Source organism: Streptomyces sp. V3I8, from assembly GCF_030817535.1.
Taxonomy (GTDB): Bacteria; Actinomycetota; Actinomycetes; order Streptomycetales; family Streptomycetaceae; genus Streptomyces.
On sequence record NZ_JAUSZL010000002.1, the window covers coordinates 5,538,833 to 5,564,582 of the forward strand.

General features: G+C 72.8%; 20 protein-coding genes. 5 read left to right on the plus strand and 15 right to left on the minus strand.

Annotation, left to right across the window (positions count from 1 at the left end):
* Positions 1-91: 91 nt before the first annotated feature.
* Both QFZ75_RS24665 and QFZ75_RS24670 read right to left on the minus strand, forming a co-directional pair.
* Positions 92-1,909: a glycoside hydrolase family 3 protein gene (locus tag QFZ75_RS24665; RefSeq protein ID WP_307540204.1), complete on the minus strand. Its 1,818-nt coding sequence runs from the start codon at positions 1,907-1,909 to the stop codon at positions 92-94.
* A gap of 243 nt (positions 1,910-2,152) precedes the next feature.
* Positions 2,153-2,953 carry a sugar phosphate isomerase/epimerase gene (locus QFZ75_RS24670; RefSeq protein ID WP_307540205.1) on the minus strand — a complete coding sequence of 267 codons (801 nt, stop codon included), beginning with the start codon at positions 2,951-2,953 and terminating at the stop codon, positions 2,153-2,155.
* A 167-nt stretch (positions 2,954-3,120) separates the two neighbouring features.
* On the opposite strand from QFZ75_RS24670, the gene QFZ75_RS24675 reads away from it, so the two are divergent.
* Positions 3,121-4,614 (plus strand): oxidoreductase, encoded by a 1,494-nt coding sequence (locus tag QFZ75_RS24675; protein WP_307540207.1) that lies wholly within the window; start codon positions 3,121-3,123, stop codon positions 4,612-4,614.
* Between the two features lie 53 nt (positions 4,615-4,667).
* On the opposite strand, the gene QFZ75_RS24680 is transcribed toward QFZ75_RS24675, so the two are convergent.
* The 3 genes from QFZ75_RS24680 to QFZ75_RS24690 all read right to left on the minus strand — a co-directional run bounded on the left by QFZ75_RS24680 (position 4,668) and on the right by QFZ75_RS24690 (position 7,384).
* Entirely contained in the window at positions 4,668-5,036 is a 369-nt protein-coding gene (locus tag QFZ75_RS24680) for a YbjQ family protein (protein WP_307540209.1), read from the minus strand.
* A 168-nt stretch (positions 5,037-5,204) separates the two neighbouring features.
* On the minus strand, positions 5,205-6,110 hold the full coding sequence (locus QFZ75_RS24685; RefSeq protein ID WP_307540211.1) for an SGNH/GDSL hydrolase family protein: 906 nt from the start codon (positions 6,108-6,110) through the stop codon (positions 5,205-5,207).
* 125 nt (positions 6,111-6,235) lie between these two features.
* A complete protein-coding gene (locus QFZ75_RS24690) occupies positions 6,236-7,384 on the minus strand; it encodes a serine hydrolase (protein ID WP_307540213.1) in 1,149 nt (382 codons plus the stop codon).
* Between the two features lie 440 nt (positions 7,385-7,824).
* Between QFZ75_RS24690 and QFZ75_RS24695 the strand changes: the two genes are divergently transcribed.
* Positions 7,825-11,004: a BTAD domain-containing putative transcriptional regulator gene (locus QFZ75_RS24695; protein WP_307540215.1), complete on the plus strand. Its 3,180-nt coding sequence runs from the start codon at positions 7,825-7,827 to the stop codon at positions 11,002-11,004.
* Positions 11,005-11,047: 43 nt separating this feature from the next.
* On the opposite strand, the gene QFZ75_RS24700 is transcribed toward QFZ75_RS24695, so the two are convergent.
* The 5 genes from QFZ75_RS24700 to QFZ75_RS24720 all read right to left on the minus strand — a co-directional run bounded on the left by QFZ75_RS24700 (position 11,048) and on the right by QFZ75_RS24720 (position 15,715).
* Positions 11,048-11,881 carry an alpha/beta fold hydrolase gene (locus QFZ75_RS24700; RefSeq protein ID WP_307540217.1) on the minus strand — a complete coding sequence of 278 codons (834 nt, stop codon included), beginning with the start codon at positions 11,879-11,881 and terminating at the stop codon, positions 11,048-11,050.
* Positions 11,882-11,983: 102 nt separating this feature from the next.
* Positions 11,984-12,832: an alpha/beta fold hydrolase gene (locus QFZ75_RS24705; RefSeq protein WP_307540219.1), complete on the minus strand. Its 849-nt coding sequence runs from the start codon at positions 12,830-12,832 to the stop codon at positions 11,984-11,986.
* Between the two features lie 152 nt (positions 12,833-12,984).
* The gene (locus tag QFZ75_RS24710) at positions 12,985-13,317 is read right to left on the minus strand and encodes a beta/gamma crystallin domain-containing protein (protein WP_307540221.1); all 333 of its coding nucleotides are present in this window, start codon (positions 13,315-13,317) and stop codon (positions 12,985-12,987) included.
* A 216-nt stretch (positions 13,318-13,533) separates the two neighbouring features.
* A complete protein-coding gene (locus tag QFZ75_RS24715) occupies positions 13,534-14,163 on the minus strand; it encodes a sigma-70 family RNA polymerase sigma factor (RefSeq protein ID WP_307540223.1) in 630 nt (209 codons plus the stop codon).
* A gap of 499 nt (positions 14,164-14,662) precedes the next feature.
* Positions 14,663-15,715, minus strand: a complete 1,053-nt coding sequence (locus QFZ75_RS24720) for a LacI family DNA-binding transcriptional regulator (RefSeq protein WP_307540225.1) — start codon at positions 15,713-15,715, stop codon at positions 14,663-14,665.
* Between the two features lie 680 nt (positions 15,716-16,395).
* Between QFZ75_RS24720 and QFZ75_RS24725 the strand changes: the two genes are divergently transcribed.
* The 3 genes from QFZ75_RS24725 to QFZ75_RS24735 are packed head-to-tail and all read left to right on the plus strand — an operon-like array spanning position 16,396 to position 19,561.
* On the plus strand, positions 16,396-17,547 hold the full coding sequence (locus tag QFZ75_RS24725) for a Gfo/Idh/MocA family protein (protein WP_307540226.1): 1,152 nt from the start codon (positions 16,396-16,398) through the stop codon (positions 17,545-17,547).
* Positions 17,544-18,713, plus strand: coding sequence for a dihydrodipicolinate synthase family protein (locus QFZ75_RS24730; protein WP_307540228.1), 1,170 nt, complete (start codon positions 17,544-17,546; stop codon positions 18,711-18,713). The genes QFZ75_RS24725 and QFZ75_RS24730 overlap by 4 nt, the downstream gene beginning before the upstream one ends.
* 50 nt (positions 18,714-18,763) lie before the next feature.
* Positions 18,764-19,561 carry a sugar phosphate isomerase/epimerase gene (locus QFZ75_RS24735; protein ID WP_307544758.1) on the plus strand — a complete coding sequence of 266 codons (798 nt, stop codon included), beginning with the start codon at positions 18,764-18,766 and terminating at the stop codon, positions 19,559-19,561.
* A 196-nt stretch (positions 19,562-19,757) separates the two neighbouring features.
* Here the strand turns inward: QFZ75_RS24735 and rbsD are convergent, their stop codons facing one another.
* From rbsD to QFZ75_RS24760, 5 genes are read right to left on the minus strand one after another with little or no spacing between them, the layout of a single operon-like run.
* A complete protein-coding gene (gene rbsD / locus QFZ75_RS24740) occupies positions 19,758-20,150 on the minus strand; it encodes a D-ribose pyranase (protein WP_307540229.1) in 393 nt (130 codons plus the stop codon).
* Positions 20,147-21,052: a ribokinase gene (locus tag QFZ75_RS24745; protein ID WP_307540231.1), complete on the minus strand. Its 906-nt coding sequence runs from the start codon at positions 21,050-21,052 to the stop codon at positions 20,147-20,149. Before QFZ75_RS24745 ends, rbsD begins: the two co-directional genes overlap by 4 nt.
* Positions 21,053-21,093: 41 nt before the next feature.
* Positions 21,094-23,052, minus strand: a complete 1,959-nt coding sequence (locus QFZ75_RS24750) for a substrate-binding domain-containing protein (protein ID WP_307540233.1) — start codon at positions 23,050-23,052, stop codon at positions 21,094-21,096.
* Complete coding sequence (locus QFZ75_RS24755) at positions 23,042-24,613, minus strand: sugar ABC transporter ATP-binding protein (RefSeq protein WP_307540235.1); 1,572 nt, start codon at positions 24,611-24,613, stop codon at positions 23,042-23,044. The genes QFZ75_RS24750 and QFZ75_RS24755 overlap by 11 nt, the downstream gene beginning before the upstream one ends.
* Positions 24,610-25,659 carry a LacI family DNA-binding transcriptional regulator gene (locus QFZ75_RS24760; protein ID WP_307540237.1) on the minus strand — a complete coding sequence of 350 codons (1,050 nt, stop codon included), beginning with the start codon at positions 25,657-25,659 and terminating at the stop codon, positions 24,610-24,612. Before QFZ75_RS24760 ends, QFZ75_RS24755 begins: the two co-directional genes overlap by 4 nt.
* Positions 25,660-25,750: the final 91 nt, after the last annotated feature.

The following is a 25,750-nucleotide window of genomic DNA, read 5'->3' on the forward strand; positions in this document are numbered from 1 at the left end:
CGGGGTGTTTTGGGCCACTTGGGGGCGGCCCGCGCGAGGCGCGTCGTAGGCCCCGTACGCCAGGGCCGTACGCACGCCCCGCGCATCGGCCCTAGTACGTCAGCCCGTGCCCCACCGGGTACAGCACCCGGGCCGGATCGTCCGCGCGCTGCACCGGCACCGGCAGCCTGCCGCGCGGGCCGGCCCGGCCGGCGAGCACCCGCACCGCGGCACGCAGCTCGACGTCCGTCCACGAGTACGACGCCAGGTAGGCCTTCACGCCCGGCAGGTGGGCCACGTCGTACGGATTGCGGATGGCCAGCGCGACCACCGGGCGGCCCGTCGCGAGCAATTGCTCCACGAGGGTCCGCTGACTGGAGGCTGCGGTGACGTTGTACGTCCCCACCAGCACCGCGTCCACGTCCTGGGCCGCGGCGACGGCCTTCGCGACGGTCGCGGCGGAGGGCGCCGTGCCGGTGGACAACGCCGTGGCCGTGAAGCCCAGTTCGGTGAGCGCGGCCGCCAGCACGGCCGTGGGCGGACCGGTGGTGCCGGACGGCGAGGCCGGATCGGCGCCGACGACGAGCACCTTCCTGTGCGTACGACGCGACAGCGGCAGCAGCCCGCCGGAGTTCACCAGCAGTGTCGTCGTCCGCTCGGCGATCCGGTCGGCGGCCTTCAGGTGCGCGGGAATCCCGACGGCACGGTCCACCCCGCGATCCGTGACGTACGGGTCCTTCAGCAGCCCGAGCTTCGCCTTCAGCCGCAGGATGCGCAGGATCGATTCGTCGAGGCGGGCCTCCGTCAGCTCACCGCCGCGGACGGCCGCGAGGACCGCGTTCCAGGCGACGTCCAGCTCGGGCGGGTTGAGGAGCTGGTCGACGCCGGCCTTCAGGGCGAGCACGGGCACCCGGTCGTCGCCGTACTTCGTGCGGACGCCCTGCATGCCGAGCGAGTCCGTCACCACGACCCCGTCGTAGCCGAGCCGTTCGCGCAGGATGCCGGTGAGGATCGGGCGGGAGAGGGTGGCCGGGTCGCCCGCCGGGTCGAGCGCCGGGACCATGATGTGCGCGGTCATGATCGAGTCGATGCCCGCGGCGACGGCGGCGCGGAAGGGGGGTGCGTCCAGCTCGGCCCACTGCGCCTCGGTGTGCTCGATGACCGGGAAGCCGTAGTGGCTGTCGGTCTCGGTGTCGCCGTGCCCCGGGAAGTGCTTGGAGGTGGCCGCGACCCCGGCGCCCTGGTAGCCCTTCACCTGCGCGGCCACCAGGCCCGCCACGGCCTCGGGGTCGGCGCCGAAGGAGCGTACGCCGATGACCGGGTTGGCCGGGTTGACGTTCACGTCGGCGACCGGGGCGTAGTCCTGCAGGATGCCCATCGCACGCAGTTCGGTGCCACCGATCCGGCCGGCCGTGCGGGCGTCGGTGCGCGAGCCGCCGGCGCCGAGGGCCATCGCGCCGGGGAAGAGCGTCGCGGGGGTGCCCACCCGGGCGACTATGCCGTGCTCCTGGTCGGTGGAGATGAGCACGGGCAGGCCGCGGGGCCGGGCCAGGGAGGCCCGCTGGATGCCGTTGCTCAGGTCGGCGATCTGGTGCGGTTCACGGGTGTTGTGCGCCCACCCGAAGTAGATGATGCCGCCGACCCGGTACTTCGCGATCAGCTCGGCGGCCGTGCGTACGCCGATCTCCGCGAGGTTGGCGTCGATGTCGGCCTGGTCGGGCTCGGTGGCGGAGTGCCCGTACACCCGCATCACGAAGAGCTGTCCGACCTTCTCCTCGAGCGTCATACGGGAGACGAGGGCGCGCAGCCGCTTGTCGCCCTCGTGCTGCGTGGTGGCGGTGTCGCCGGCCTGTGCGGAGGTGCCGCCGGCGGCGACGGCCGCCGCCGCGCCCGCGGTGGCCGCGAGCAGCGTACGTCTGGAGGTGTGCACGTGCGCTCCTTCCCAGGAGGGCCCGGGGGCCCGTGGAGGGGCGGGTATGAAGGAAACTGCCAAGGAGCCACGGATATCCGGGAAATAACTGCCAGTCAAGAGCGCGGACAGGCGCGGCGCGGGTGAGAAGCGGGTGGGGAGCCGTCACCGGCGCCGTCGGATCAGGGGCGCGGGGGAACTGCGCGACGAGCCCCCACCGGCCCGCACCCGACCACGCACGGAATCAACCCCTACGCAGACCCGTTACGCAGACTCGTTCAGCAGCCGAGCCAGATGATCCCGCCCCCCGGCCAGCAGCCCCTCGAGCGGCGCGGCCGACTCGTACCACCGCTTCTCGTACTCCCAGCACAGCCACCCGTCCCACCCCTCGCGCGCGAGCAGCTCGACGCACTCGGCGAGGGGAAGCACGCCCGCGCCGAGCGGCAGCGGGGTGGTGTCGTCCGGGGACGCGATGTCCTTGACCTGGACGTACCCGAGGAACGGGGACAGCGAGGCGAAGCTGGTCAGGGGCTGCTCGCCGCCCAGCCAGGTGTGCATGACGTCCCACAGGGCGCCCGCCTGCCGGTGGCCGACCAGCCCGAGGACACGGGTCGCGTCGGCGCCGGTGCGGTGCGAGTCATGGGTCTCCAACAGGACGCGTACGTCGAGGTCGGCGGCGTACTCGGCCGCCGTGCCCAGCCGGCGGGCGGCCGTCGCGTCGGCGTCCTCGGGGCTCTGGCCCTCGACGGCGCCGGGGAAGACCCGGACGTAGGGCGCGCCCAGGTCCCGCGCCAGGTCGAGGAGCTCGCGGATCTCGGCGATCACCGGGGCGTCGTCGCCGGGCGCCGCCACGCGCGTGTACCCGGCCAGGCCCAGGATCTCGACGCCCGCCGCCTTGAACTCGGCGGCCACGTCGGCCCGCTCGGTGTGACCGAGGCCGGTGTGCACGGGCTCCTCGGGGTGCGCGCGCAGCTCGACGCCGTGGTAGCCGTGGGTGGCGGCGAGCCGCACCACGTCGGCGATCGGGAGGCCGGGTACACCGAGGGTGGAGAAGGCCAGTTTCACGGATGGCACCTTCGCTGTCGCTGTCGAGTTCCGGACGGGCGTCTGCCGCGCCGCCCCGGGACGGCGCGGCATGAAACGGACCCTACCCACGGCTCGCGTTCTCTCACTTCCCGGCGCGGGTCCGGACACGAGGGTTCCCTGCACGGCAGGGGGGATAGCCTTCCCGCGTGCTGCAGTACGACGATCTGACGCGTCCGGAGCGTGCCGTCTGGGACGCCTTCCCCGAGGGCCGGCTCGTGGACCTCCGCACCGGGGTCGCCGAGGAGGACGACCCCGGGGAGGGGCAGGACTGGGGCGCCGGACGCACGGTCCGCGCGGAGGTCCTGGTGGCGCTGCTGCTCGGGGCGAACGCCACACAGCGGGGAGCCGTGGCGGCCCTCGGCCTCGCGGGCGCGCGGATCGCCGGCCGCCTGGACCTGGCGGGCGCCGACATCGCCCACACCGTGCACCTCGCGTCGTGCAGGCTGGACGAGACCGTGAGCATCCGCGACAGCGCCACCCGGACGATCCGGATGACCGACTGCCACGTGTACGACATCGACGCGCGGATGGCCCGGATCGAGGGCCGCCTGGACCTGCGCAGGACGACCCTGCGGGGCGGCCGGCTCGCACTCACCAACGCCCATGTCTCCGGCGAACTGATCCTGAACGGGGCGACGCTGGAATCCGGCGGCACGTGGGCCCTGTTCGCCGGGGGACTGTCCGTCGAGGGCGCGGTGTTCTGCCGCGACGGGTTCAGGAGCAGGGGCGGACTGCGGCTGCTGGGCGCGCAGTTGTCCGGCGGCCTGATCATGCCCGGGGCGCGGCTGGAGAACCCGCACGGCGAGGCGATCCTCGCCGAGCACGCCACGGCGACGGCCGTCGAGCTGACCGACGGCTTCGGCGCGACCGGCGCGGTGTGCCTGCGCGGCATGCACATCACCAACCGGCTCACGCTGAACGGGGCCGCCCTCGGTGAGCCGGGCGGCTCCCTGGACTGCTCCCGGATGCAGGCCGGCGAGATCGACCTGACGCCCCGTACGGCCCCGCCCGGCGGTGTCGACCTGCGCGGCGCCCGGGTGGAGGTGCTGCGGGACAACGAGGCGGTCCGGGCGGCGGTCGTACGGCTGGAGGGGCTGACGTACACGTCCCTGCACGCGCAGGACGCCGCGCCGCGGGGGCCCGTCGGGGTGGAGCGCCGGGTGGCGTGGATCCGCGGGTCGCCCGGGTACAGCCCGCAGCCGTACGAGCAACTGGCGGGCTGGTACCGCCTGATGGGCCACGACGACGACGCGCGCCTCGTCCTGCTGGAGAAACAGCGCCACCGACGCGGCACGCTCCGCCCCCTCAACCGGCTCCGGGGCCACGTCTTCGACGCGACGGTCGGTTACGGGTACCGGCCCTGGCGGGCGGGGAGCTGGCTCCTGCTGCTGTCCCTCATCGGCACGCTGGTCTTCGGGGCGCACACCCCCATACCGAACAAGGAAGGCGAGGGGCCGCCGTTCAGCGCGCTCGCCTACACCCTGGACCTGCTGATCCCGATCGGGGGCTTCGGACAGCGCGGGGCCTGGCACTGGGAGAACGACGGCGTGATGTGGCTATCGTACGCGCTGATCGCCGCGGGCTGGCTCCTGACCACGGCGGTGGTGGCGGGCGTGACCCGCTCCCTGAACAAGAACTGAGCCGGTGTCACGGGCGCGGCGCATGGCCGGCGCCCGGGACACCGGACGGCGGGTCAGGCCGCCGGAGCGATGATCACAGCCGTTCCGTAGGCGCAGACCTCGGTGCCGATGTCCTGGGCCGTCGTGACGTCGAAGCGCATGGCGAGCACGGCGTTGGCGCCGCGGGCGCCGGCCGCCTCCAGGAGACGCTCCATCGCCTCGTTGCGGGTCTGCACCAGGGTCTTGGTCAGGCCCTTCAGCTCACCGCCGATCACCGACTTCAGTCCGGCGCCCAGCTGGGAACCCAGGTTGCGGGAACGCACGGTGAGGCCGAACACCTCTCCGATCACCTGCTTCACCTCGTGCCCCGGCACGTCGTTGGTGGTCACGACCAGAACGTTCGAGCCCTGTGCCGGGCCTCCGGTGTAGTCGTCGATGGGCATGGGATCCGCCTCAGAGGTAGAAAGGAGTGAAAAGAACCGAGCACCTGCACAACGGTGTCGGTGGGGTGCCGGTTCATACGGCGCCGCCCGTTTTTTTCGGGACGTGTGACCGGGCGGTCCGCGGGACACCGCCGGACCGCCCGGTCGACCGAACCGGCGGAACGGTGACTAGCTGCCGAGCCTGCCGTACACCTCGAAGGCGATCATCAGGTGTCCGACGGCGTTGGGGTGGGCGGAGCCGGGCGTCTGCGGCAGCAGCGGATCGATCCACCGCCCGGACGGGGACTGGCACATGTCCCTGCCGCGGAACACGGAGGAGGTGCCGACGAACTCGGCCTGTCCGAGGTGGGCCGCCGTCTCCAGCAGGAGATTCAACCGGTTCGTGGTCTGGTTGAGCCAGGTGATGTCGCCCTTGGCCAGGGGCACGGAGGAACCGCAGGTGCTCCCGTCGGCGGGGAACAGGTTCGGGTATCCGACCACGACGACACGCGCCTCGGGGCTGCGCTTCTTGATGTCGGTGAGCATGCCGGGTATGCGTGTGCTCAGCTTCGCGAAGTCCGCGTCCAGGTCCTTGCCGCCGCGCAGCAGTTGGTCGCGGCAGGGAGTGCCCTCCCTGGTCGTCAGCCCGGCCAGTACGCACGTGGTGAGCACGTCGGAGAAGCCGAGGTCGTTGCCGCCGAGCGTGACGGTCACCAGGTCGGTGTCCTTGGTGAGGGCGTTGACCTGCGGCGCGGACGATCCCTGCTGGTTCCACAGCGAACGCGTGGTGGCGCCGCTGCAGGTGACGTCCTTGAACACGGCCGGCTTGTAGGTCTGGGCGATCCACGACGGGTAGCTGCCCGAGGAACGCCTGCACTCCGCGTCCGTCTGCGGGGACAGGCCCGTGCCCGCGGCGTAGGAGTCACCCAGGGCGACGTACCGCTTGACGGATGTCTGCCCGGAGGTGGTGGCCGCCTCGGCCGGACCGGTCCCGCAGAACAGCAGCGAGGCCGTGACGGCGCCGAGGGCGGCGGTCGTCGCCGTCCGCCCGCGGAGTGCGGAATATCGACGGGAATATCGACGGGAATGAGGCATTGGGTCCCCTTGGGATGGAAAGGAAGCGTGCGGATCGGCGCCCCGCCGTTCGGTGCGCGGGCGCGCCTGTCGTCTCAACGGCACCGGTGCGCACCCGGTTCACCGCGCGCGGTGCGAGGCGGGTGTCAGTTCGCGGCGTCGAAGGCCTCGTAGACATGCTTGAGGTAGCGGTGCGTGCGTTCCGAGCCCAGGAGTCCGTCGCCCAGCCGGTTCATCGTGTACGCGAACGTGAGGCGCCGATCGAGGTCCATCAGGACGATCGAACCGCCCCGGCCGACCCAGAAGCAGATCCTTCCGGTGGGCATGTGCGGCATCGTCCTGGGGTCGGCGAGCGCGTAGCCGATGCCCCAGCGCACGGGAACGCCCAGGAACAGGTCGACCCCGTCGGCCTGTACGTCCAGGATTTTGTCCACCGTGTCCGCGGAGAGCAGCCGCAGGCCGTTCGCCTCGCCGTGCCGTGAGACCACGGAGAGGGCGCGGGCCAGGCCCCGTGCGTTGCCGTGTCCGTTGACGGCTCCGAGTTCGGCGCGGCGCCACCGCGGGGTGTCGACGTGCTCGTCCCGGGCGGGGCTTCCGAACAGGGTCCTGGTGAAGAGGGCCTCGGGATCGAGACCGGCCGGCGCTTCGGGGATCTGCGACGGCGGCACCAGCGGGGCGATACGCGGCCAGTCGGCCTCCCGCGCGCCGATCTGGACGTCGGCCCCCAGCGGCCCCGCGATCTCCGTGTCGACGAACTCGGTCAGGGTGCGGCCGCTGACCCGCCGGACGAGCTCGCCCACGAGCTGTCCCTGGGTCTGCACGTGGTAGCCCGAGGCGCTCCCCGGCTTCCACCAGGGCGCCTGTCCGGCCAGCCGGGCGCTCGCCGTCGGCCAGTCGTACAGGTCGTCCACGGTGAAGGGCTGCTGCCAGCCGGAGAGCCCCGAGGTGTGTGCCAGGACGTGCCGCACCTCGATGTCCTCCTTGCCCCGGGCGGCGAATTCGGGCCAGTAGTGCGCGACCGGACGGTGGAGGTCGAGCGCTCCCCGGTCGACGAGGACGAGGGCCGCGAGACTGCTGAGGGTCTTGGTGGTCGACCACAGGCCGACCAACGTGTCCTGCTGCCACGGGACGGTTCGTGCCGCGTCGGCGTGCCCACCCCACAGGTCGACCTCCATGACGCCGTCGACGTCGATCGCGAGCGACGCCCCCAGTTCTTCGCCGGATTCGAGGTGTGCTGCCAGTGCTGCCCGGACCGGTTCGAACCGGGCCGTACGTGTTCCTTCGACGGTGACCATGACTTTCCAGACTGTGGACGGCGTTCGCTCGCTCACTCAACGGGACGACAGGCACCCCGGTTCACGTCGGCGCAGGTCGAAGGGGTGTTCCGGAGGAGATCCCGCTCACACCGGACCGCCCGCGGTGGCCATGTGCACGGCCCGGTCCGCCCGGCCACGACCCGGCCGGAAGGCGGACGCCGGGGAACGGGCCCGATGACGACGGCGTACGCCTTGCTAATGTCCCTCCTGGTGTGCGGGAGGCGGACGACGGGGTCCTCACCGCTCCGAGCCACCCGAGTCACTTGCGCCGCCTGCCGTCGTGGGGGAACAGGGCATCGTGACAGGGATCGCACCGGCGTCCGGGCGGGGCGGCGTCCCGTGTCCGTCCTCATGCCGACGGGCCGCGCGTGCACGGGTGGCGACGCAGTTGAGCGGGGGCTGGGGGAACGGTGACGGCTGTGGGGCATGAGTTCGACTTCGGACTGCTGGGTCCGCTGGTGGTACGGCGGGCGGACACGGTGCTGGATCCGGGCCGGCGCAAGCAGCGGTTGCTGCTGATCCGGCTGCTGCTCGCCGACGGCCGGGCGGTCGCTGCCGAGACGCTGTGCGAGGAGCTGTGGTCGGAGCGGCCGGGGCGGACCCCGGGCGGCGCGGCGGCCTCCCTGCACGCCCACGTCAGCAAGGTCCGCGCCGTCCTGGAACCCCAGCACCTGCGCGTGCGGGGGGCGTTCGGGGTACTGGTCACCGAACCCGCCGGTTACGTCCTGCGCGTCCCGCCCGAGAGCCGGGACACCGTGCGCTTCGAGCGGGCCGTCGCCCGGGCGCACCGGCTGCTGGACCGGGGGCGGCCCGAACACGCCCTGGGGGAGGCCGAACAGGCCCTGGAGATGTGGCGCGGTGCCGCACTCGCCGACGCCGCGCACCATCTGTTCGCGGCCCAGGAAGCCGCACGCCTGGAGGAACTGCGCCAGACCACCCGGGAGATCCACGCCACCGCCCTGCTCCTGGCCGGACGGACTCCGCAGGCCGTGGCGGCGGCCCAGGAACTGACGGCGCGGCACCCGCTGTGGGAGACCGGCTGGGCCCTGCTGCTGCGCGCCCTGTACCTGGCGGGCCGGCACCCCGAGGCACTGCAGCGCTACGCGGACCTGCGCCGGCATCTCGCCGACGAACTCGGTCTCGAACCCGGTCCCGGCCTGCGGGCCCTGCACGAGGGCATCCTCCGCCACGACCTGCCGCCGCTGTCCCCGCCGGGCCCGGCCGAAGCGCCGGGCCCGGTCGGGACGGCGGGCCCGGCGGCCGCCGCTGCGGCCCACGGCGCCACGTCCTGCGGGCCGCCTGCGGGCACGACGCCCGCCGGCACGGCAGCCGGGGCACCGGCGGACTCGGCGGACCCCGACGAAGCCGTCGGCCAGGCCCGCCGCGCCGATCTGCCGGAAGCCGGCCCCCGCGGTGCGGGCGACGGCCCTGCCGCGGGCGGCGCCGCGAGCGGGTCGCCACGGGTGACGCGCCCGGCGCAGCTGCCGGGTGACCTGCCGGTGTTCGCGGGGCGGGCGGCCGAGAGCGCGTGGCTGTCCGCCGCGAGCGGCGCGCCCGGCCGGACGGGTCCGTCGGGTGCGCCCGTCGTCGTCATCGGTGGCCCTCCCGGTGTCGGCAAGACCACCTTCGCCGTCCACCACGCCCACCGCATCGCGTCCTCCTTCCCCGACGGACAGCTCTTCGTCAACCTGTGCGGACACCACCCGCACGCACCCGCCGTGGAACCCGGCGACGCCCTGCACGGCTTCCTCACCGCTCTCGGTGTCCCCGCCCCGCACATCCCCGAGGACACCGCCGCCCGCAGCACGTTGTTCCGCAGCCTGCTGGCCGACCGACGCGTCCTGCTCGTCCTGGACAACGCCCGCGACGAGCAACAGGTCCGCCCTCTGCTGCCCGCGGGAACCGGCTGCCTCACCCTGGTCACCAGCCGCAACCAGCTCCCGGGCCTGATCGCGACGGACGGGGCCAAGCCGCTCCCCCTCCCGCTGCCCTCACCGGCCGAGGCCCACGAGACCCTGGTACGGCGGCTGGGACCGGAGCGCCCGGCCGCGGAACCCGACGCCACGGCCGACATCATCCGGCTGTGCGGACGGCTGCCCCTGGCCCTCGCCGTGGTCGCCGCCCGCGCCGAACTCGAACCCGCCTTCCCCCTCCACGCCGTCGCCGATGACCTGCGGGACGCCCACGGCGGCCTGGACGCGTTCACCGGCTTCGACACCACCACCGACGTCCGGGCCGTCTTCTCCTGGTCCTACCGGTCTCTGGACGAGCCCGCCGCCCGCCTCTTCCGCCTGCTCGCCCTCCACCCCGGGCCCCACATCACCGCCCCGGCCGCCGCCGGCCTCGCCGGGCTCCCCCTGTCCCGGACCCGCCGCCTGCTCGCCGGACTGACCCGCTCCTGCCTCGTCGAACAGCCCCTGCCCGGCCGGTTCACCCTCCACGACCTGCTGCGCGTCTACGCCACCGAACTCACCCACACCCACGACGACGCGGGCGAGCGCGACCGTGCCACCCTCCGGGTCCTGGACCACCACATGTTCACGGCCTACGAGGCCAACCGGCTGTTCAAGCAGGACTCGCTGCCCGAACTCGACCTCGGCTCCCCGGACCCGGGCGTCGCTCCGGAGGTCCTCACCACGGTGGAACAGGCGAACCGGTGGTTCACCGCCGAGCACCGGGTACTGGTCGGCCTGCTGCACACCGCCGTCGGCCGGAAGCTGGACCGCCACATCACCGGACTGGCCTGGTCGCTGAAGGAGTACCTGAACCGCCAGGAGTACTGGCCGGAGGCCATCACCGCGCTGGACCCCGTCCTGGAGGTGGCCCGGCGCCGGGGCGACCGCCTGGAGGAAGGCCGCTGCCTGCGGCACATCGGCAGCATCCACGGCTACCTCGGCCATCAGGAACAGGCCCTGGACCACCTGCGGCGCGCCACCACGCTCTTCGAGGAACTCGGCGTGGTCGCCGAACAGGCCCGCGCCCACTACGGCACGGCGTGCGCGCTGTACCTGTTCGGCCGGATCCCCGAGGCCGTGGCGTTCTCCGAGCGGGGACTCGCGCTGTCCCGGGCGACGGGGGACGAGCTGTGGACGGCCGAATGCCTCGTCGAGCTGGCCTGGTTCCACTCCAACCTGGGGCAGCTGGAGAAGAGCCTCGCGTACGGCGAGGAGGGCCTCGCCCTGTTCCAGCGCCTGGACGCCCCCTGGCAGCTGGCCCAGGGCCGGGACGTCCTGGGCTTCACCCTCCGTATGCTCGGCCGGTACGAGGAGTCGGTGGCCACCTACCGGCGGGCGACGGAGGCCTTCGGGGAACTGGGGGACCACCGCAACGCCGTCGGCACCCTGATGCGACTGGGCGACACCCGCCTGGCCATGGGGGACCGGGAGGCCGCCCGGGCGGACTGGGTCCGTGCCCTGGCCTGCGCCGAGCAACGGGCGCTGGCCCGCAGCGCCCAGGAGGTCCGGGACCGGCTCGCCGCCCTGGACGCCGAAGCGGACCCCGTGCCCCTCGCACCGGAGAGGGCCGTCGGCAGCCATCGGATGCCCACTCCGGCGAGCGGCGACCCCGCGCGCGAGCTCTCCGCCGCGAGGCCGGGTTAGCCGTTCCCCGGGCTGCGCCCTGCCGGCGGCCGGCCGCCGCCGGTCACTTGGCCAGGAAGGCGAGCAGGGCGTCGGTGACCTCCTGGGCGTGGGTCCACAGCAGGCCGTGCGGGGCGCCCTCGACGACGACGTACTCGGCCTGCGGAAGCGCCCGGTGGAACGGCTCGGCGGTGGCCTCGATCGGCAGGATGCGGTCGGCGGTGCCGTGCAGGATCAGCGTGGGTACGTCGATCTTGGGGAGGTCGGCGCGGAAGTCGGTGGTCCAGGTCGCCACGCAGGCCAGGGACGCGTACCAGGAGGCCCCGGCGGCGACGTTCCAGCTGTTGCGGACGGCCTCCTCGCTGATCCGGGTGCCGAGGTTCTCGTCCAGGTTGTAGAAGTCCTGGTAGAACGCGGTGAAGTAGGCGTACCGGTCGGCGGTGACGGCCTGCTCGATGCCTTCGAAGACGCCGCCGTCGACACCTTCGGGGTTGTCGTCGGTCTTGAGCAGGAACGGCTCCAGAGAGGCGAGGAAGGCGGCCTTGGCGATCCGGGCGGACCCGTGGGTACCCAGGTAGCGGCCGACTTCGCCGGTACCCATGGAGAAGCCGACGAGGACGGCCTCGTGCAGGTCCAGGGTCTCCAGGACGGTGTTCAGATCGGCGGCGAAGGTGTCGTAGTCGTAGCCGGTGGTGGGCCGGCCGGACCGGCCGAAGCCGCGCCGGTCGTAGGTGATGACGCGGTAGCCGGCCCGGAGCAGGGCGGCGGCCTGCTTCTCCCAGGACTGACCGTCGAGCGGGTAGCCGTGGATGAGCACGACCGGCTGCCCGGTGCCGTGGTCCTCGTAGTAGAGGTCGACGGGGGCGGAGTTCTCCTGGCCGACGGTGATGAACGGCATGACGGTTGCTGCCTTTCGGTAGGTACGAGACTGGTGACGGTGACGGTGACGGGTGACGCTCACGTCACGGGAGACGGCGGGACGGGGCGGGCCGACCGCCGGTCACGCCGGCCGGCGGACCGTCCGGGCCGCCTTCTCCACGATGCGGGTCACGGCGTCGGGCCGTGAGACGGACACCGCGTGGGACGCGTCGATCTCGGTCGTGTGCGCGTGCGCCCGGGCCGACATGAAGCGCTGGGCGGCCACGGGGATGTTCCGGTCCCCGGTGGTGACCAGCGACCAGGAGGGAATCGTCCGCCAGGCGGCTTGCGTGGACTTCTCCTCCAGCGCGGCGGCGGCGACCGGACGCTGCCCCGCGGCCATGAGCCGCGCCTTGCCCGCCGGCACGTCCGCGGCGAACTGCTGGTGGAACTTGTCCGGCTTGATGTAGACGTCGGCACCCTGGCTGCCGTCCGGCAGCGTGTAGTTCACCGAGTCGATCGCCGCACCGAGCGTGCTGCCGGGGAACTTGTTCGTCAGCCCGAGCGAGCTCTCGCCGGAGTCGGGCAGGAACGCCGCGATGTAGACCAGCGCCTTGACCTTGTCCTCCAGTCCGGCGGCGGCCTGGCTGATGACGGTGCCGCCGTAGGAGTGGCCGACCAGGACCACGGGCCCGTCGATGTGCTCGACGACGCCGCGCAGGTGGGCGGCGTCGTTCGCCGGGCCGCGCAGCGGGTTGGCGGCGGCCACCACCGGATAGCCGGCGAGCTGCAGTCGTTTGACGACACCGTCCCAGCTCGCGGCGTCGGCGAACGCCCCGTGCTCCAGCACGATCGTCGGCCGCTCCTGGTGGCGGGTCGCGGCTCCGGCCGCACCGGGAAGGGCGACGGCCGTGACGGCCAGGCCCGCGGCCGCGGTGGCACCGAGCAGGGTGAGCCGACGGCCCGGAAGGGTCGGGCGGGTGATGCGCATCGTGAACGTCCTATTTCCTGAGGTGTCGTCGAGGGAGAGGGAGAGGGAGCAGGGGGAGAGGGCGGAGGGAGGGGACCGACGGCATGCCGGAGTCGCCCGTGCACCGGGGCCGGGCGGCCCCGGTGCACGGGCTTCGTCGCGGACGCGACGGGTCAGCGGATCTGCAGGATGTACAGGGTGTGGTTGAGTCCCTCGACATCGACGATGCTCGACCACTTGGACATGGTCCTCGTCCGGTCGCCCAGGATCATCTCGATGTTGTTGTTGCCCGAGGTGATCCGCGTGACGCCGGGGAGCTGGGGTGCTATGACACCCGCGTTGGCGTAGCACGCGGTCCGGCCGCCGCCGTCGTACCAGACCTTGACGAAGTCCGTCCGGTCGCCGCAGCCGGTCTGGTTGGTCGCGGCAGCCGGGAGGGCGGACACGAGAGCCGTCATGGCTCCCGCCGCCACGACGAGCGCGATACGCGCGATGGAGCGCTTCATGGGGGGAACTTTCCTTCCGTGGTGATGCCGTGCCGCGGAGCAGCACGGCTGACCGCCCCCTGTCCCGCCGTTCGCGGAGGGGGCAGCCGGATGATTCAGGGGAGAACGGACGGACGCTCCGGCCGGTGGCCGACCGTCGCGCACCGAGGCGCGGAGACGGCGGGACGAGGAGGTGTCGTCCGGCCCCGTGGACCGGCGCCCGTGCGTCCGGTCGGTTCAACGTGGTGCGGCGGTCTCCGGTTCACCGTGCGGCCGGCTTTCTCCGTCGCCGGGGAGCACGTCCCGTTCCTTCAGGGCTTTGCGCAGGGCCCGCACGGCGTAGAAGGCGCGGCTCTTGACGGTGCCGGGTGGGATGCCGAGGTGTTCGGCGGCCTGGGCCACGCTGCATTCCAGGTAGTACATGAGCTGGATGACGGTCCGCTGCTGCTCGTTCAGTCCCCGGAGCGCTTCGAGCACCACGTGGGAGGTGAGGACGGAGTCCGTGCCGTCCCGGACGGTGTCCAGTTCCTCGGCGGGCATCAGTTCCAGGGGGCGCAGCCGGCGGGCCCGGTGGTGGTCGGTGACCAGATTCCTGACCACGGTGAACAGCCACGGCCGGACGTGTTCCCCGCGGGTGCCCAGGAACCCGGCGTTCTTCCAGGCGCGGGCCGCCGCCTCCTGGAAGATGTCCTCCGCCTTGTGCCAGTCGCCGTCCAGCAGGCGTGCGGCGTACCGGAGGAGCAGGGGTCCGTACCGGTCGTAGAGGTCTTCGACGAAGGCGTCGCAGTCGGTGTTCGACGCGATGTGCCGGGTGTGCACCCGGGCTGGAGCGAGGGGGGCGATTCCCGCGTCCAGGGTCCCGTTCATAGGTGGCGCTCGATCCTGTTCCAGTGTTCTGTGGCACGTCTCCCGCACGAGCGGGAACGTGGTGCCAACACTGTTCGAATCGCCTTGACCAAACCTTGCCGTCTTCTTACCGCCCCACCCCGACGCTTCCCACCGCCCCGTCTTCCAGGCCCGCGGGGAACGACGGGCCCGCCCCCCCACCGGCCCGTCTTCCAGGCCCGCGGCGAACGACGCGCTCAACCCCCACCGGCCCGTCTTTCAGGGGCGCGGGGAACTGCGCGACAAGCCCCCACCGGCCCGTCTTCCAGGCCCGCGGCGAACGACGCGCTCAACCCCCACCGGCCCGTCTTTCAGGGGCGCGGGGAACTGCGCGACAAGCCCCCACCGGCCCGTCTTTCAGGCCCGGGGAACGACGCGCCCACCCCCCACCGACCCGTCTTTCAGGGGCGCGGGGAACTGCGCGACAAGCCCCCACCGACCCGCACCCGTACTCGCATCCGCCGCCCCCGGAGGCACACCGTCAGGATGACCTCGGCACCCCCGCGGACCCCCTCACCATCAGCTCCCCGAGAATCGTCGCGACCCCTCCCGGCGGAACATCCTCCCGCCCCATCGCGATCCGCCCCGCCCGCGCCCCCGCGGAAGCCAGCGGCAACCGCACGGTCGTCAGCGCCGGCACCGCGTCCGCGCTGAACGGGAGGTCGTCGAAACCGACGACCGACACGTCGTCGGGAATCCGCAGCCCCGAGTCGCGAAGCGCCGCACACGCCCCCAGCGCGACCGTGTCGTTGGCGGCGACCACGGCCGTCAACCCCGGCTCGCGCCGCAGCAGTTCGAGCGTCGCCTCGTACCCCGACCCCCGGTCGTACCGGCCGTGCACCGTACGGTCGGGATCGTCCTCGATCCCGTGCGCGGCGAGCGCGGCCCGGTGCCCCTCCAGCCGGTGCCGCGTGGTCGTCCGTTCCTCGGGCCCCGCGATGTACCCCATCCGCCGGTGCCCGAGCCCGATCAGATGCTCGGTCAGCCGCTGCCCGCCGCCCCGGTTGTCGAAGGTGAGCGCCACCGCGTCGGTGTCGGCCGGCGCCGGCGGGCGCCCGCACAGCACCACCCGCGTGCCCGCCTCCACCAGCTTGCGCAGCTTGGTCGCGACGGCCGCCGCGTGCGTGGTGTTCTCCACGGCGCCGCCCGTCAGCACCACCGCCGCGGCGCGCTGCCGCTGGAGCAGTGTGAGGTAGGTGAGTTCGCGCTCCGCGGAGCCGCCGGTGTTGCACACCACGGCGAGCCGCTCGCCTCCCGCCCGGCCCCCCGGCCCGCCGATCTCGGACTGGATCGCTCCCGCCATGATCCCGAAGAACGGGTCGGCGATGTCGTTGACCAGGATGCCGACCAGGTCGGAGGTGGCGGCCGCGAGCGCGCTCGCGGGGCCGTTCAGCACGTAGTCCAATTCGTCCACGGCCCGCAGCACCCGCTCCCGGGTGGAGGCCGCCACGGGGTAGTTCCCGTTCAGCACGCGCGACACCGTCGCGGGCGAGACCTGTGCGCGGACCGCCACGTCCGCCAGGGTCACCGTCATCTCGTCGTCCTCCGGTCGCGCATCTCGTCCTCGTCCTCAGAGCCGTACCACTCCTGTGCCGGCCCGCTGTCGCCGCCCGGCACGAAACCGCCCCCCGACCGCCGGCCCCCCCCCGACCGCCGGCCACTCCGACCGCCGGCCACCTCAGCCAGCAACCACCCCAACCGGCAACCACCCCAACCGGCGCAGACCCAATGGCCGGCCCCGACGCGCACGCCCCGACCCGCCCGCCCCGGCGCTCCCACCGAACGCACGCCCGACGCACGCCGGAGGCGCCCCGGCCCCGCACCGCACGCGCACCGGCCCGGCACGCCCGGCCGGACCTGTACCGGGTCCGCCCACCTGTACCGGGTCCGCCGCACCCGTACCGGACACCTGGCGGACCCGCATCGGACTTGCATCGGACCCGCACCGGGTCCGCCGCACCCGCACCGGGTCCGCCGCACCCGCACCGGGTCCGCCGCACCCGCTCGCCCCCGAGCAGACCCTACGGCCCCCGCCCCCACCCGTTCGCCCCCTCGAACAACTCGCCACCCCCGCGGTCTTGTCCGATCCGCTGCACAGAGGCTAGCTTGCACTTACATAGAAAGCGCTTGCTGCACCGCTCACCAGTCGCCGAGGCACACCGGCGGGGCGCACGCGGCGCGGGACACGCGCGGGACGCGTACGAAGGGAATGACGTGACACGCAAGACGGTGCGCATCGCCATGAACGGCGTGACGGGACGCATGGGCTACCGCCAGCACCTCGTCCGCTCGATCCTCGCCCTGCGCGAACAGGGCGGCCTCGACCTCGGCGACGGCACCGTGCTGTGGCCCGAGCCGGTCCTCGTCGGCCGCCGCGAGCACGCCCTGAAGACGCTCGCGGAGCGGCACGGCATCGAGCACTGGTCCACCGACCTCGACGCGGTCCTGGCCGACCCGACCATCGACATCTATTTCGACGCCCAGGTCACCTCGGCCCGCGAGGAGGCGCTCAAGAAGGCGATCGCGGCCGGCAAGCACCTCTACACGGAGAAGCCGACCTCGACCGGCCTCGACGGAGCCCTGCGGCTGGCCCGGCTGGCCGACGAGGCCGGCATCAAGCACGGTGTCGTCCAGGACAAGCTCTTCCTGCCCGGCTTGCTCAAGCTCAAGAGGCTCATCGACGGCGGCTTCTTCGGCCGTGTCCTGTCGATCCGCGGCGAGTTCGGCTACTGGGTCTTCGAGGGCGACTGGCAGTCCGCCCAGCGCCCCTCGTGGAACTACCGGACCGAGGACGGCGGCGGCATCGTCGTCGACATGTTCCCCCACTGGGAGTACGTGCTGCACGAGCTGTTCGGCCGGGTGAAGTCGGTCCAGGCACTCACCGCCACGCACCTCCCGCAGCGCTGGGACGAGGGCGACAAGCCCTACGACGCCACCGCCGACGACGCCGCCTACGGCATCTTCGAACTCGACGGCGGCGCGATCGCCCAGATCAACTCCTCCTGGGCGGTACGCGTCCACCGCGACGAACTCGTCGAGTTCCAGGTCGACGGCACCGAGGGCTCGGCGGTCGCCGGCCTGCGCACGTGCCGTGTCCAGCACCGCTCCGCGACCCCCAAGCCGGTCTGGAACCCGGACATCCCCGCCACCGAGGTCTTCCGCGACCAGTGGCAGGAGGTGCCCGACAACACCGAGTTCGACAACGGCTTCAAGGCACAGTGGGAACTCTTCCTCAAGCACGTCTACGCCGACGCCCCCTACCACTGGGACCTGCTGGCCGGCGCCCGCGGCGTCCAGCTCGCCGAGCTGGGCCTGAAGTCCTCCGCCGAGGGCCGCCGCTTCGACGTCCCGGAGATCTCCCTGTGACCATCGAACTCCCCGGCGCCGACGGCAGCCTGCGCACCTACACCCCCCGCACCACCCCCCTCCCCGTCACCACCGGCGCCCCCTTCTCCTCCCGCACGGTCTACTCGGCGGCGCACGTGGTCGCCGACCCGTACGCCGACACCACCCCCGACTCGGCCGCCGTCGTCGACTGGGACGCCACCCTCGCCTTCCGCCGCCACCTGTGGTCCCACGGACTCGGGGTGGCCGAGGCGATGGACACGGCCCAGCGGGGGATGGGCCTGGACTGGGCGGGCGCGGCCGAGCTGATCCGCCGCTCGTCGGCCGAGGCGAAGGCGGTCGGCGGCCTGATCGCCTGCGGCGTCGGCACCGACCAGCTGCCGGTCACCGGGGCCGGTCACCCGTACGGCCTGGACGAGGTGCGGGCCGCGTACGAGGAACAGCTCGCCCTCGTCGAGGAGTCCGGCTCGCGGGCCGTCCTGATGGCCTCGCGGGCGCTGGCCGCCGTCGCCGAGGGCCCCGAGGACTACCTGGAGGTCTACGGCCACCTGCTGCGCCAGTGCGCCGAACCGGTGATCCTGCACTGGCTGGGCCCGATGTTCGACCCGGCCCTGGAGGGCTACTGGGGCAGCGCCGACCTGGACGCGGCCACCGGCACCTTCCTGGAGGTCATCGCCGCCCACCCCGACAAGGTCGACGGCATCAAGGTCTCCCTGCTGGACGCCGGGCGCGAGGTCGACCTGCGCCGCAGGCTCCCGGACGGCGTGCGCTGCTACACGGGCGACGACTTCAACTACCCCGAACTGATCGCCGGCGACGACCACGGCTTCAGCCACGCCCTGCTCGGCATCTTCGACCCGCTGGGCCCGCTCGCCGCCGAGGCCGTACGGACCCTGGACACCGGTGACGTACGGGGTTTCCGTGAACTCCTCGACCCCACCGTCGCGTTGTCGCGCCACCTCTTCCAGGCCCCGACCCGCTTCTACAAGACGGGCGTGGTCCTGCTGGCCTGGCTCGCGGGCCACCAGTCGCACTTCACGATGGTCGGCGGCCTCCAGTCGGCCCGCTCGCTGCCGCACCTGGCCCGCGCGTACGAACTCGCCGACGGTCTGGGCCTGTTCCCCGACCCGGCGCTCGCCGAGTCCCGCATGAAGAACCTGCTCGCCCTGTACGGAGTGACCCAGTGAGCACGAACACCGGCCCTGTCGGGGACCTCTCCCGCTTCAGCATCAACCAGATGACGGTGAAGCAGCTGTCGATGCCGGAACTGGCCGACGCCTGCCTGGAGTTCGGGGTGCCGGCGGTCGGGCTCTGGCGGGAGCCGGTCCAGACGTACGGCCTGGAGGCGACGGCCAAGCTGGTCCGGGACGCGGGCCTCACCGTCACCACCCTGTGCCGGGGCGGCTTCCTCACGGCGATCGACCCGGCCGGGCGGGCGGCGGCGCTCGACGACAACCGCCTGGCGGTCGACGAGGCGGCCACCCTCGGCACGGACACCCTCGTGCTGGTCTCGGGCGGCCTCCCGGCGGGCTCCAAGGACCTCCACGGCGCCCGGGAGCGGATCGCGGACGCCCTGGGCGAGCTGGGCCCGTACGCCGAGGAGCGGGGGGTGCGCCTCGCCGTCGAGCCGCTCCACCCGATGTACGCCGCGGACCGCTGTGTGGTCTCCACGCTCACCCAGGCCCTGGACCTCGCGGAGCGCTTCCCCGCCCACCAGGTCGGCGTCACCGTCGACACGTACCACCTCTGGTGGGACGACCGGGCCCCACGGGAGATCGCCCGCGCGGGCGCCTCGGGCCGCATCCACACCTTCCAGCTCGCCGACTGGACGACCCCGCTGCCCGAGGGCGTCCTCAACGGCCGCGGCCAGCTCGGCGACGGCTCGATCGACATGCGCGAGTGGAAGGGCCACGTCGAGGCGGCGGGCTACACAGGACCCATCGAGGTCGAGCTGTTCAACGACGCCCTGTGGGCCCGCGACGGCCGCGAGGTCCTCGCGGAGACGGCGGCGCGGTTCGTCGAACACACGGCATGAGCCGGGCCCCGGCCCCGTCCGGGTGAACCTCAAAAAAATTCCGGGCAACCGTGCAACCCTCCCCCCACCTCGCGGGTCGTAGGTGGCATCAGGACTTCTGGAGGAGATCTGGGGGGATCGCGGGGGTTCTGATTCGGGGGAGGGGCCGAGGGGGCCCGGTCGACGGACCGGGCCCCCTCGAAATCCCCTCGGACACTCAGAAGAAGACGCCGCAGCGCAGCAGCACGTTCGCGTACGGGCGGGCCTCGCCGGTCCGGACGATCAGGCGGGCGCCGGCCGAGAGCGACTTCAGCTCCTCGTGCGAGACGTGGGCCAGCGTGGCCCCGAAGCACTCCGACAGCAGGGCGGACGCCTCCGGGTTCGCCTCCCGTACCTCCGTCGCCGCCGTCGCGCCCTCCACGACCAGCTCCTCCAGCAGGCCCGCCAGGACCTCCTCGAAGGACGGCACCCCGGCCCGGAACGCCAGGTCCACGACCCGCGGCCCGTCCGGGATCGGCATGCCCGCGTCGCAGATCAGCACGCCGTCGCCGTGGCCCAGCGCGGCCAGCGCGCCCGCGAGGTGACGGTTCAGTATCCCGGCCTTCTTCATACGGCGGCGACCTCCTCGGCGGTGGGGAAGGACGCCTGCGCGCCCTGACGGGTGACGGCGACGGCCCCGACCCGGGCCGCGTACGCCGCCGCGTCCGCCAGGGACTCCCCGGCGCCCAGCCGCCAGGCCAGCGCCGCGGTGAAGGAGTCCCCGGCGCCGGTCGTGTCCACGGCGTCCACCCGCACGGCCGGCACGCGGACCGTGCCCGAGGCGTCGGCGACCAGCGCGCCCTCCTCGCCCAGGGTGACGACCACCGAGCGCGGGCCGAGGGCGAGCAGTGCGCCGGCCCACTCCTCGGGCGTCCGGCCCGCGTCCGCGCCGAGCACCACCCGCGCCTCGTGCTCGTTCACGATCAGCGGGTCGCAGGCGGCGAGGACCGCCTCCGGCAGCTCCCGCGGCGGGGACGGGTTCAGCACGAAACGGGTGCCGGGGCGCAGGCCGCGCACGGCCTCCGCGACCGTCTCCAGGGGGATCTCCAGCTGGGCCGACACCACCCGGGAGGCGGCGAGGAGGGCCGCCGCCGGGGCCGCGCGGAGGTCGGCCGGGACCAGCCGGCCGTTCGCGCCGGGCGACACCACGATGCTGTTGTCGCCCGACGGGTCCACCGTGATGAGCGCGACGCCGGTGGGCGCGCCACCGACGAGGACCCCGGACGTGTCGACGCCGGCCGCGCGCTGCGAGTCCAGCAGCAGCCGGCCGTGCGCGTCGTCGCCGACCCGCGCGAGGAGCGCCGTACGGGCTCCCAGGCGGGCGGCGGCGACGGCCTGGTTGGCGCCCTTGCCGCCGGGGTGCAGGGCCAGGTCGGAGCCGAGCACGGTCTCCCCGGCGCCCGGCCGCCGCTCGACACCGACGACCAGGTCGGCGTTGGCCGACCCCACGACCAGCAGGTCGTACTCGAACATGGACTGTCTCCCTGTACTGGTGAATACCTGGCGATCGGGTGTCAGCCCGTGAAACCGGCCACGTTCTTCGACGTGACCACCTTCACCGGGACCTTCACCGTCTGCTCGGTCTTCCTGCCGTCGGCCGCCCGCAGCGCGTTCTCCACGGCGATCCGGCCGAGTTCCTTCGGCTGCTGCGCCACGGAGGCGTACATCGTGCCGTCCTCGACGGCCTTCAGGCCGTCCGGCGTGCCGTCGAAGCCGATGACCTGCACCGACCTGCCCGCCTTGGAGCCGAGCGCCTTGATCGCGCCGAGCGCCATCTCGTCGTTCTCGGCGAAGACGCCCTGGACGTCGGGGTGGGCCTGGAGCAGGTTCGTCATCACGTCGAGCCCCTTCGTGCGGTCGAAGTCGGCGGGCTGTTTGGCGACGACCCGGATGCCCGGGTAGGCCTTCAGTCCCTCGGCGAAGCCCGCGCCGCGCTCACGGCTGGCGGAGGTGCCGGCCTGGCCCTGCAGGATGACGATCTTCCCCTTGCCGCCCAGCTTCTCGGCCAGTGCCTTGGCGCCCAGCTTGCCGCCCGCGATGTTGTCGGAGGCCACGAGCGCGGCCGTCTTCGCCTTGTTGACGCCGCGGTCGACGCCGACGACGGGGATGCCGGACTTGTTCGCGGAGCGCACCGAGGGGCTCGCCGCGTCCGAGTCCACCGGGTTGACGATGATCGAGTCGACGCCCTCGCTGGTGAAGTTCTGCAGCTGGTTGGCCTGCTGCGAGGCGTCGTTCTGCGCGTCCGTGACGGTCAGGTCGGCCCCGAGCTTCTTCGCCTCGGCCTGCGCACCCGCCTTGATCTGTACGAAGAAGGGGTTGTTCAGGGTGGACAGGGACAGGCCGATCTTCGGGTTCGCGGAGGACGACGAGCCGTTGTTGAAGATGCTCAGGCCCCCCACGACGGCCGCCACCAGGACGACCGCGAGCCCGTACTTGATCGCCTGCGGACCCTTCCTGCCCGACGTGCCCCCGGCACCGGAGGTGACCGGCGTCGCGCCCGCCTTGCGCCGCACGGTGTCGAGCAGCACCGCCAGCGCGATGACCACACCGATGACGACCTGCTGCCAGAACGACGACACGGACAGCAGGTTGAGGCCGTTGCGCAGCACCGCGAGGATGAGCGCGCCGATGAGCGTGCCGGACGCCTTGCCCGTACCGCCCGCGAGGGAGGCGCCGCCGATGACGACCGCGGCGATGGCGTCCAGCTCGTAGCCCTGCGCGGCCTGCGGCTGCGCGGAGGACAGCCGGGAGGCGAGCACGATGCCCGCGGCGGCGGCGAAGAGCCCGGACAGCGCGTAGATGACGAGCTTCTGGCGCTTCACCCGCAGCCCGGAGAGGCGGGCCGCCTCCTCGTTGCCGCCGATCGCGTACATGGAACGCCCGATGTACGTGCGCCCGAGGATCAGGGCGGTGACGAGCCCCATGGCGATCATCACGAGGACCGGCACGGGCAGCCAGCCACCGAGCGTGTCACCGAGGTGCGAGACCGAACCGGGGAACGGGATGGGGCTGCCCTGCGAGATCACCAGGGACAGACCGCGGCCCACCGACAGCATGGCCAGCGTCGCGATGAACGGCGGCAGCTTCCCGTACGAGATCAGCACGCCGTTGACCAGGCCGCACGCTATGCCGGTGGCGACCGCGAGGATCACCGCGAGCCAGACCGGTACGCCCTCCGAAGTGGCCGTCCAGGCGAGGACGGTGGCCGACAGCGCGGCGACGGAACCGACCGACAGGTCGATGCCCGCCGAGACGATCACGAAGGTCACGCCGAAGGCGAGGATGGCGGTCACGGCCGCCTGGACGCCGATGTTGAGCAGGTTGTCCGTCGTCAGGAAGTCGCCGGACAGGGCCGACATCCCGATGACGAGGATGATGAGCGCGGTGAGCGCGCCGTTGTCGAGCAGGAGACGGCGCAGGCCGCCCGGGGCGCCGCTCGCGCCCGTCGTGCTCTTGAGCGAGTCAGTGGCCACGGGGGCCCTCCCCTGAGGTAGCAGAGTCGGAGGTAGCAGAGTCGGTGGTGGTGGTCTTCGTTGCTGCGGTGGGTGTGCTGACGGCGAGGGCCATCACGGAGTCCTGGGTCGCCTCGTCGGCGGACAGCTCGCCGGCGATCCGGCCCTGGGCCATCACCAGCACCCGGTCGCTCATGCCGAGCACCTCGGGCAGGTCGCTGGAGATCATCAGGACGGCGTGGCCGGCGGCCGTCAGCTCGTTGACCAGCTGGTAGATCTCGACCTTGGCGCCCACGTCGATGCCGCGGGTCGGTTCGTCGAGGATCAGCACCCTGGTGTCGGCGAGCAGCCACTTGCCGATGACGACCTTCTGCTGGTTGCCGCCGGAGAGCGTGCGCACGTGCTGGCCGAGCCCCGCCATCCGCACGCCCAGCTGCCCGGCGATCCTCGCGGCGGCCGTCCGCTGTCCCTTGAGGTCGACGAGCCCGCCGCGGGTCGCCGCCCGCAGGGTGACGAGCCCGAGGTTCTCCTCGACGGAGGCGTCGAGCACCAGGCCCTGGCCCTTGCGGTCCTCGGGGACGAGCCCGATGCCGGCGGCCATCGCCGCGTTGACGTCGTGGCGCGGCAGCCGCTCGCCCGCCACCGCGACGGAGCCGCTGTCGTACGGGTCGGCCCCGAAGACCGCCCGGGCGACCTCGGTGCGCCCGGCGCCGACGAGACCCGCGATGCCGACGACCTCACCGGCCCGCACCTCGAAGCCGATGTCGTGGAAGACACCGTTCCTGGTGAGTCCTTCCACGGTGAGCAGCGCGGTGCCCGGGTCGGTGCGTTCACGCGGGTACTGCAGCTCGATGGAGCGGCCCACCATCATGCGGACGAGGTCGTCCTCAGGCGTGGAGGCGGGCACCTGGCCGACGCTGCGGCCGTCCCGGATGACCGTGACGCGGTCGCCCAGGGCGGCGATCTCCTCCAGGTGGTGCGTGATGAAGACGATGCCGACGCCGTCCTCGCGCAGCCTGCGCACGATCCGGAAGAGCTTGTCGACCTCCGTGGAGGTGAGCACGGCGGTCGGCTCGTCCATGATCAGGACACGCGCGTCCAGGCTCAGCGCCTTCGCGATCTCGACCATCTGGAGGCGGGCGATACCGAGGTCGCGCACCCGGGCGCGGGGCGACACGTCGACGCCCACCCGCTCCAGCAGCCCGGCGGCGTCGGCCTCCATCCGCTTGCGGTCGATCATGCCGAGGCGGCGCGGCTGGCGGCCCAGGAAGATGTTCTCGGCGACGGTGAGGTCGGGGACCAGGTTGAACTCCTGGTAGATGGTCGCGATCCCGAGGCGCGCGGCGTCCTGCGCGCCGTGGATGCGGACCTTCTCGCCGTCGACCACGATCTTCCCGGCGTCGGGGCGGTAGGCGCCGGACAGCATCTTGATGAGGGTGCTCTTGCCGGCACCGTTCTCACCGAGCAGTACGTGCACCTCGCCGCGGCGCAGGTCGAAGTCGACGCTGTCGAGCGCGACCACACCGGGGAAGGTCTTGCGTATCCCTTCGATACGCAGCAACTCGTCGGGGCTGCTGCTCACGGGTTGCTCCTTCGAGTGGCGTTCGTGAGGTTCTCTTGCGTGGTGCGGAGGGCCGCGGGTTCGCCGCAGGAACGGCGGACGACGAGAGCGGCGGGGAGGGTCACCGACCGCGGGGGCCGCCCCTCGATGCGGTCGACCACGGCGCGCACGGCGGCCCGGCCCAGCTCGGGGGTCGGCTGGGCGATCGCCGTGACGGGCGGATCGGTGTGCACGAACCACGGGATGTCGTCGAAGGCCGCGAGCGCGATGTCGTCGGGCACGCGCAGTCCGCGCGCCCGTACGGCGTCCAGGGCGCCCAGGGCCATCAGGTTGTCGGCCGCGAAGACGACCTCGGGCGGGTCGGCCAGGTCGAGGAACTCCTCGGTGGCCCGCCGGCCGCTGGCGGCCTGGAAGTCGCCCTGCCCGATGTACGCCTCGGGCAGCGGCAGCCCGTGCTCGCGCAGCGCGTCCCGGAAGGCCTCGACGCGCTCGCTGCCGGTGGTGGTGGCCGCCGGGCCCGCGATGATGGCGAGCCTGCGGTGACCGAGGCCGTACAGGTGGGCGACCAGGTCGCGCACGGCGGCCCGCCCGTCCGCGCGCACCACGGGCACGTCCACGCCCGGGATCCAGCGGTCGACGAAGACCATGGGGGTCCCGGTGCGGGCGGCGTCCAGCATCAGCGGGGAACCGCCGTCGGTGGGGGACACCAGCAGGCCGTCGATCCGCCGGTCGAGGAGCGTACGGACGTGGTGGTCCTGCAGGTCGGGCCGCTCGTCGGCGTTGCCGATGATGACGCTGTAGCCGAGGGCGCGGGCCTCCTCCTCGACGGAGCGGGCCAGCTCGGTGAAGTACGGGTTCAGCACGTCGCTGATGACCAGGCCGAGGGTGCGGGTCTGGTCGGTGCGCAGGGAGCGGGCGACGGCGTTCGGGCGGTAGCCCAGCGCGTCGACGGCGGCCAGCACACGGGTGCGGGCGTCCGCGCTGACCGACGGATGGTCGTTCAGGACGCGCGACACCGTGGCGACGGACATGCCCGCCTCGGCGGCGACGTCCTTGATGCTCGCCATGACCGCTCCACCTCCTTGTGGAATCGATTACATGCACCTGCTGGAGTGATTGGAATCGATTACATCGAAGTTGACAAGCCCCTGAGACCGG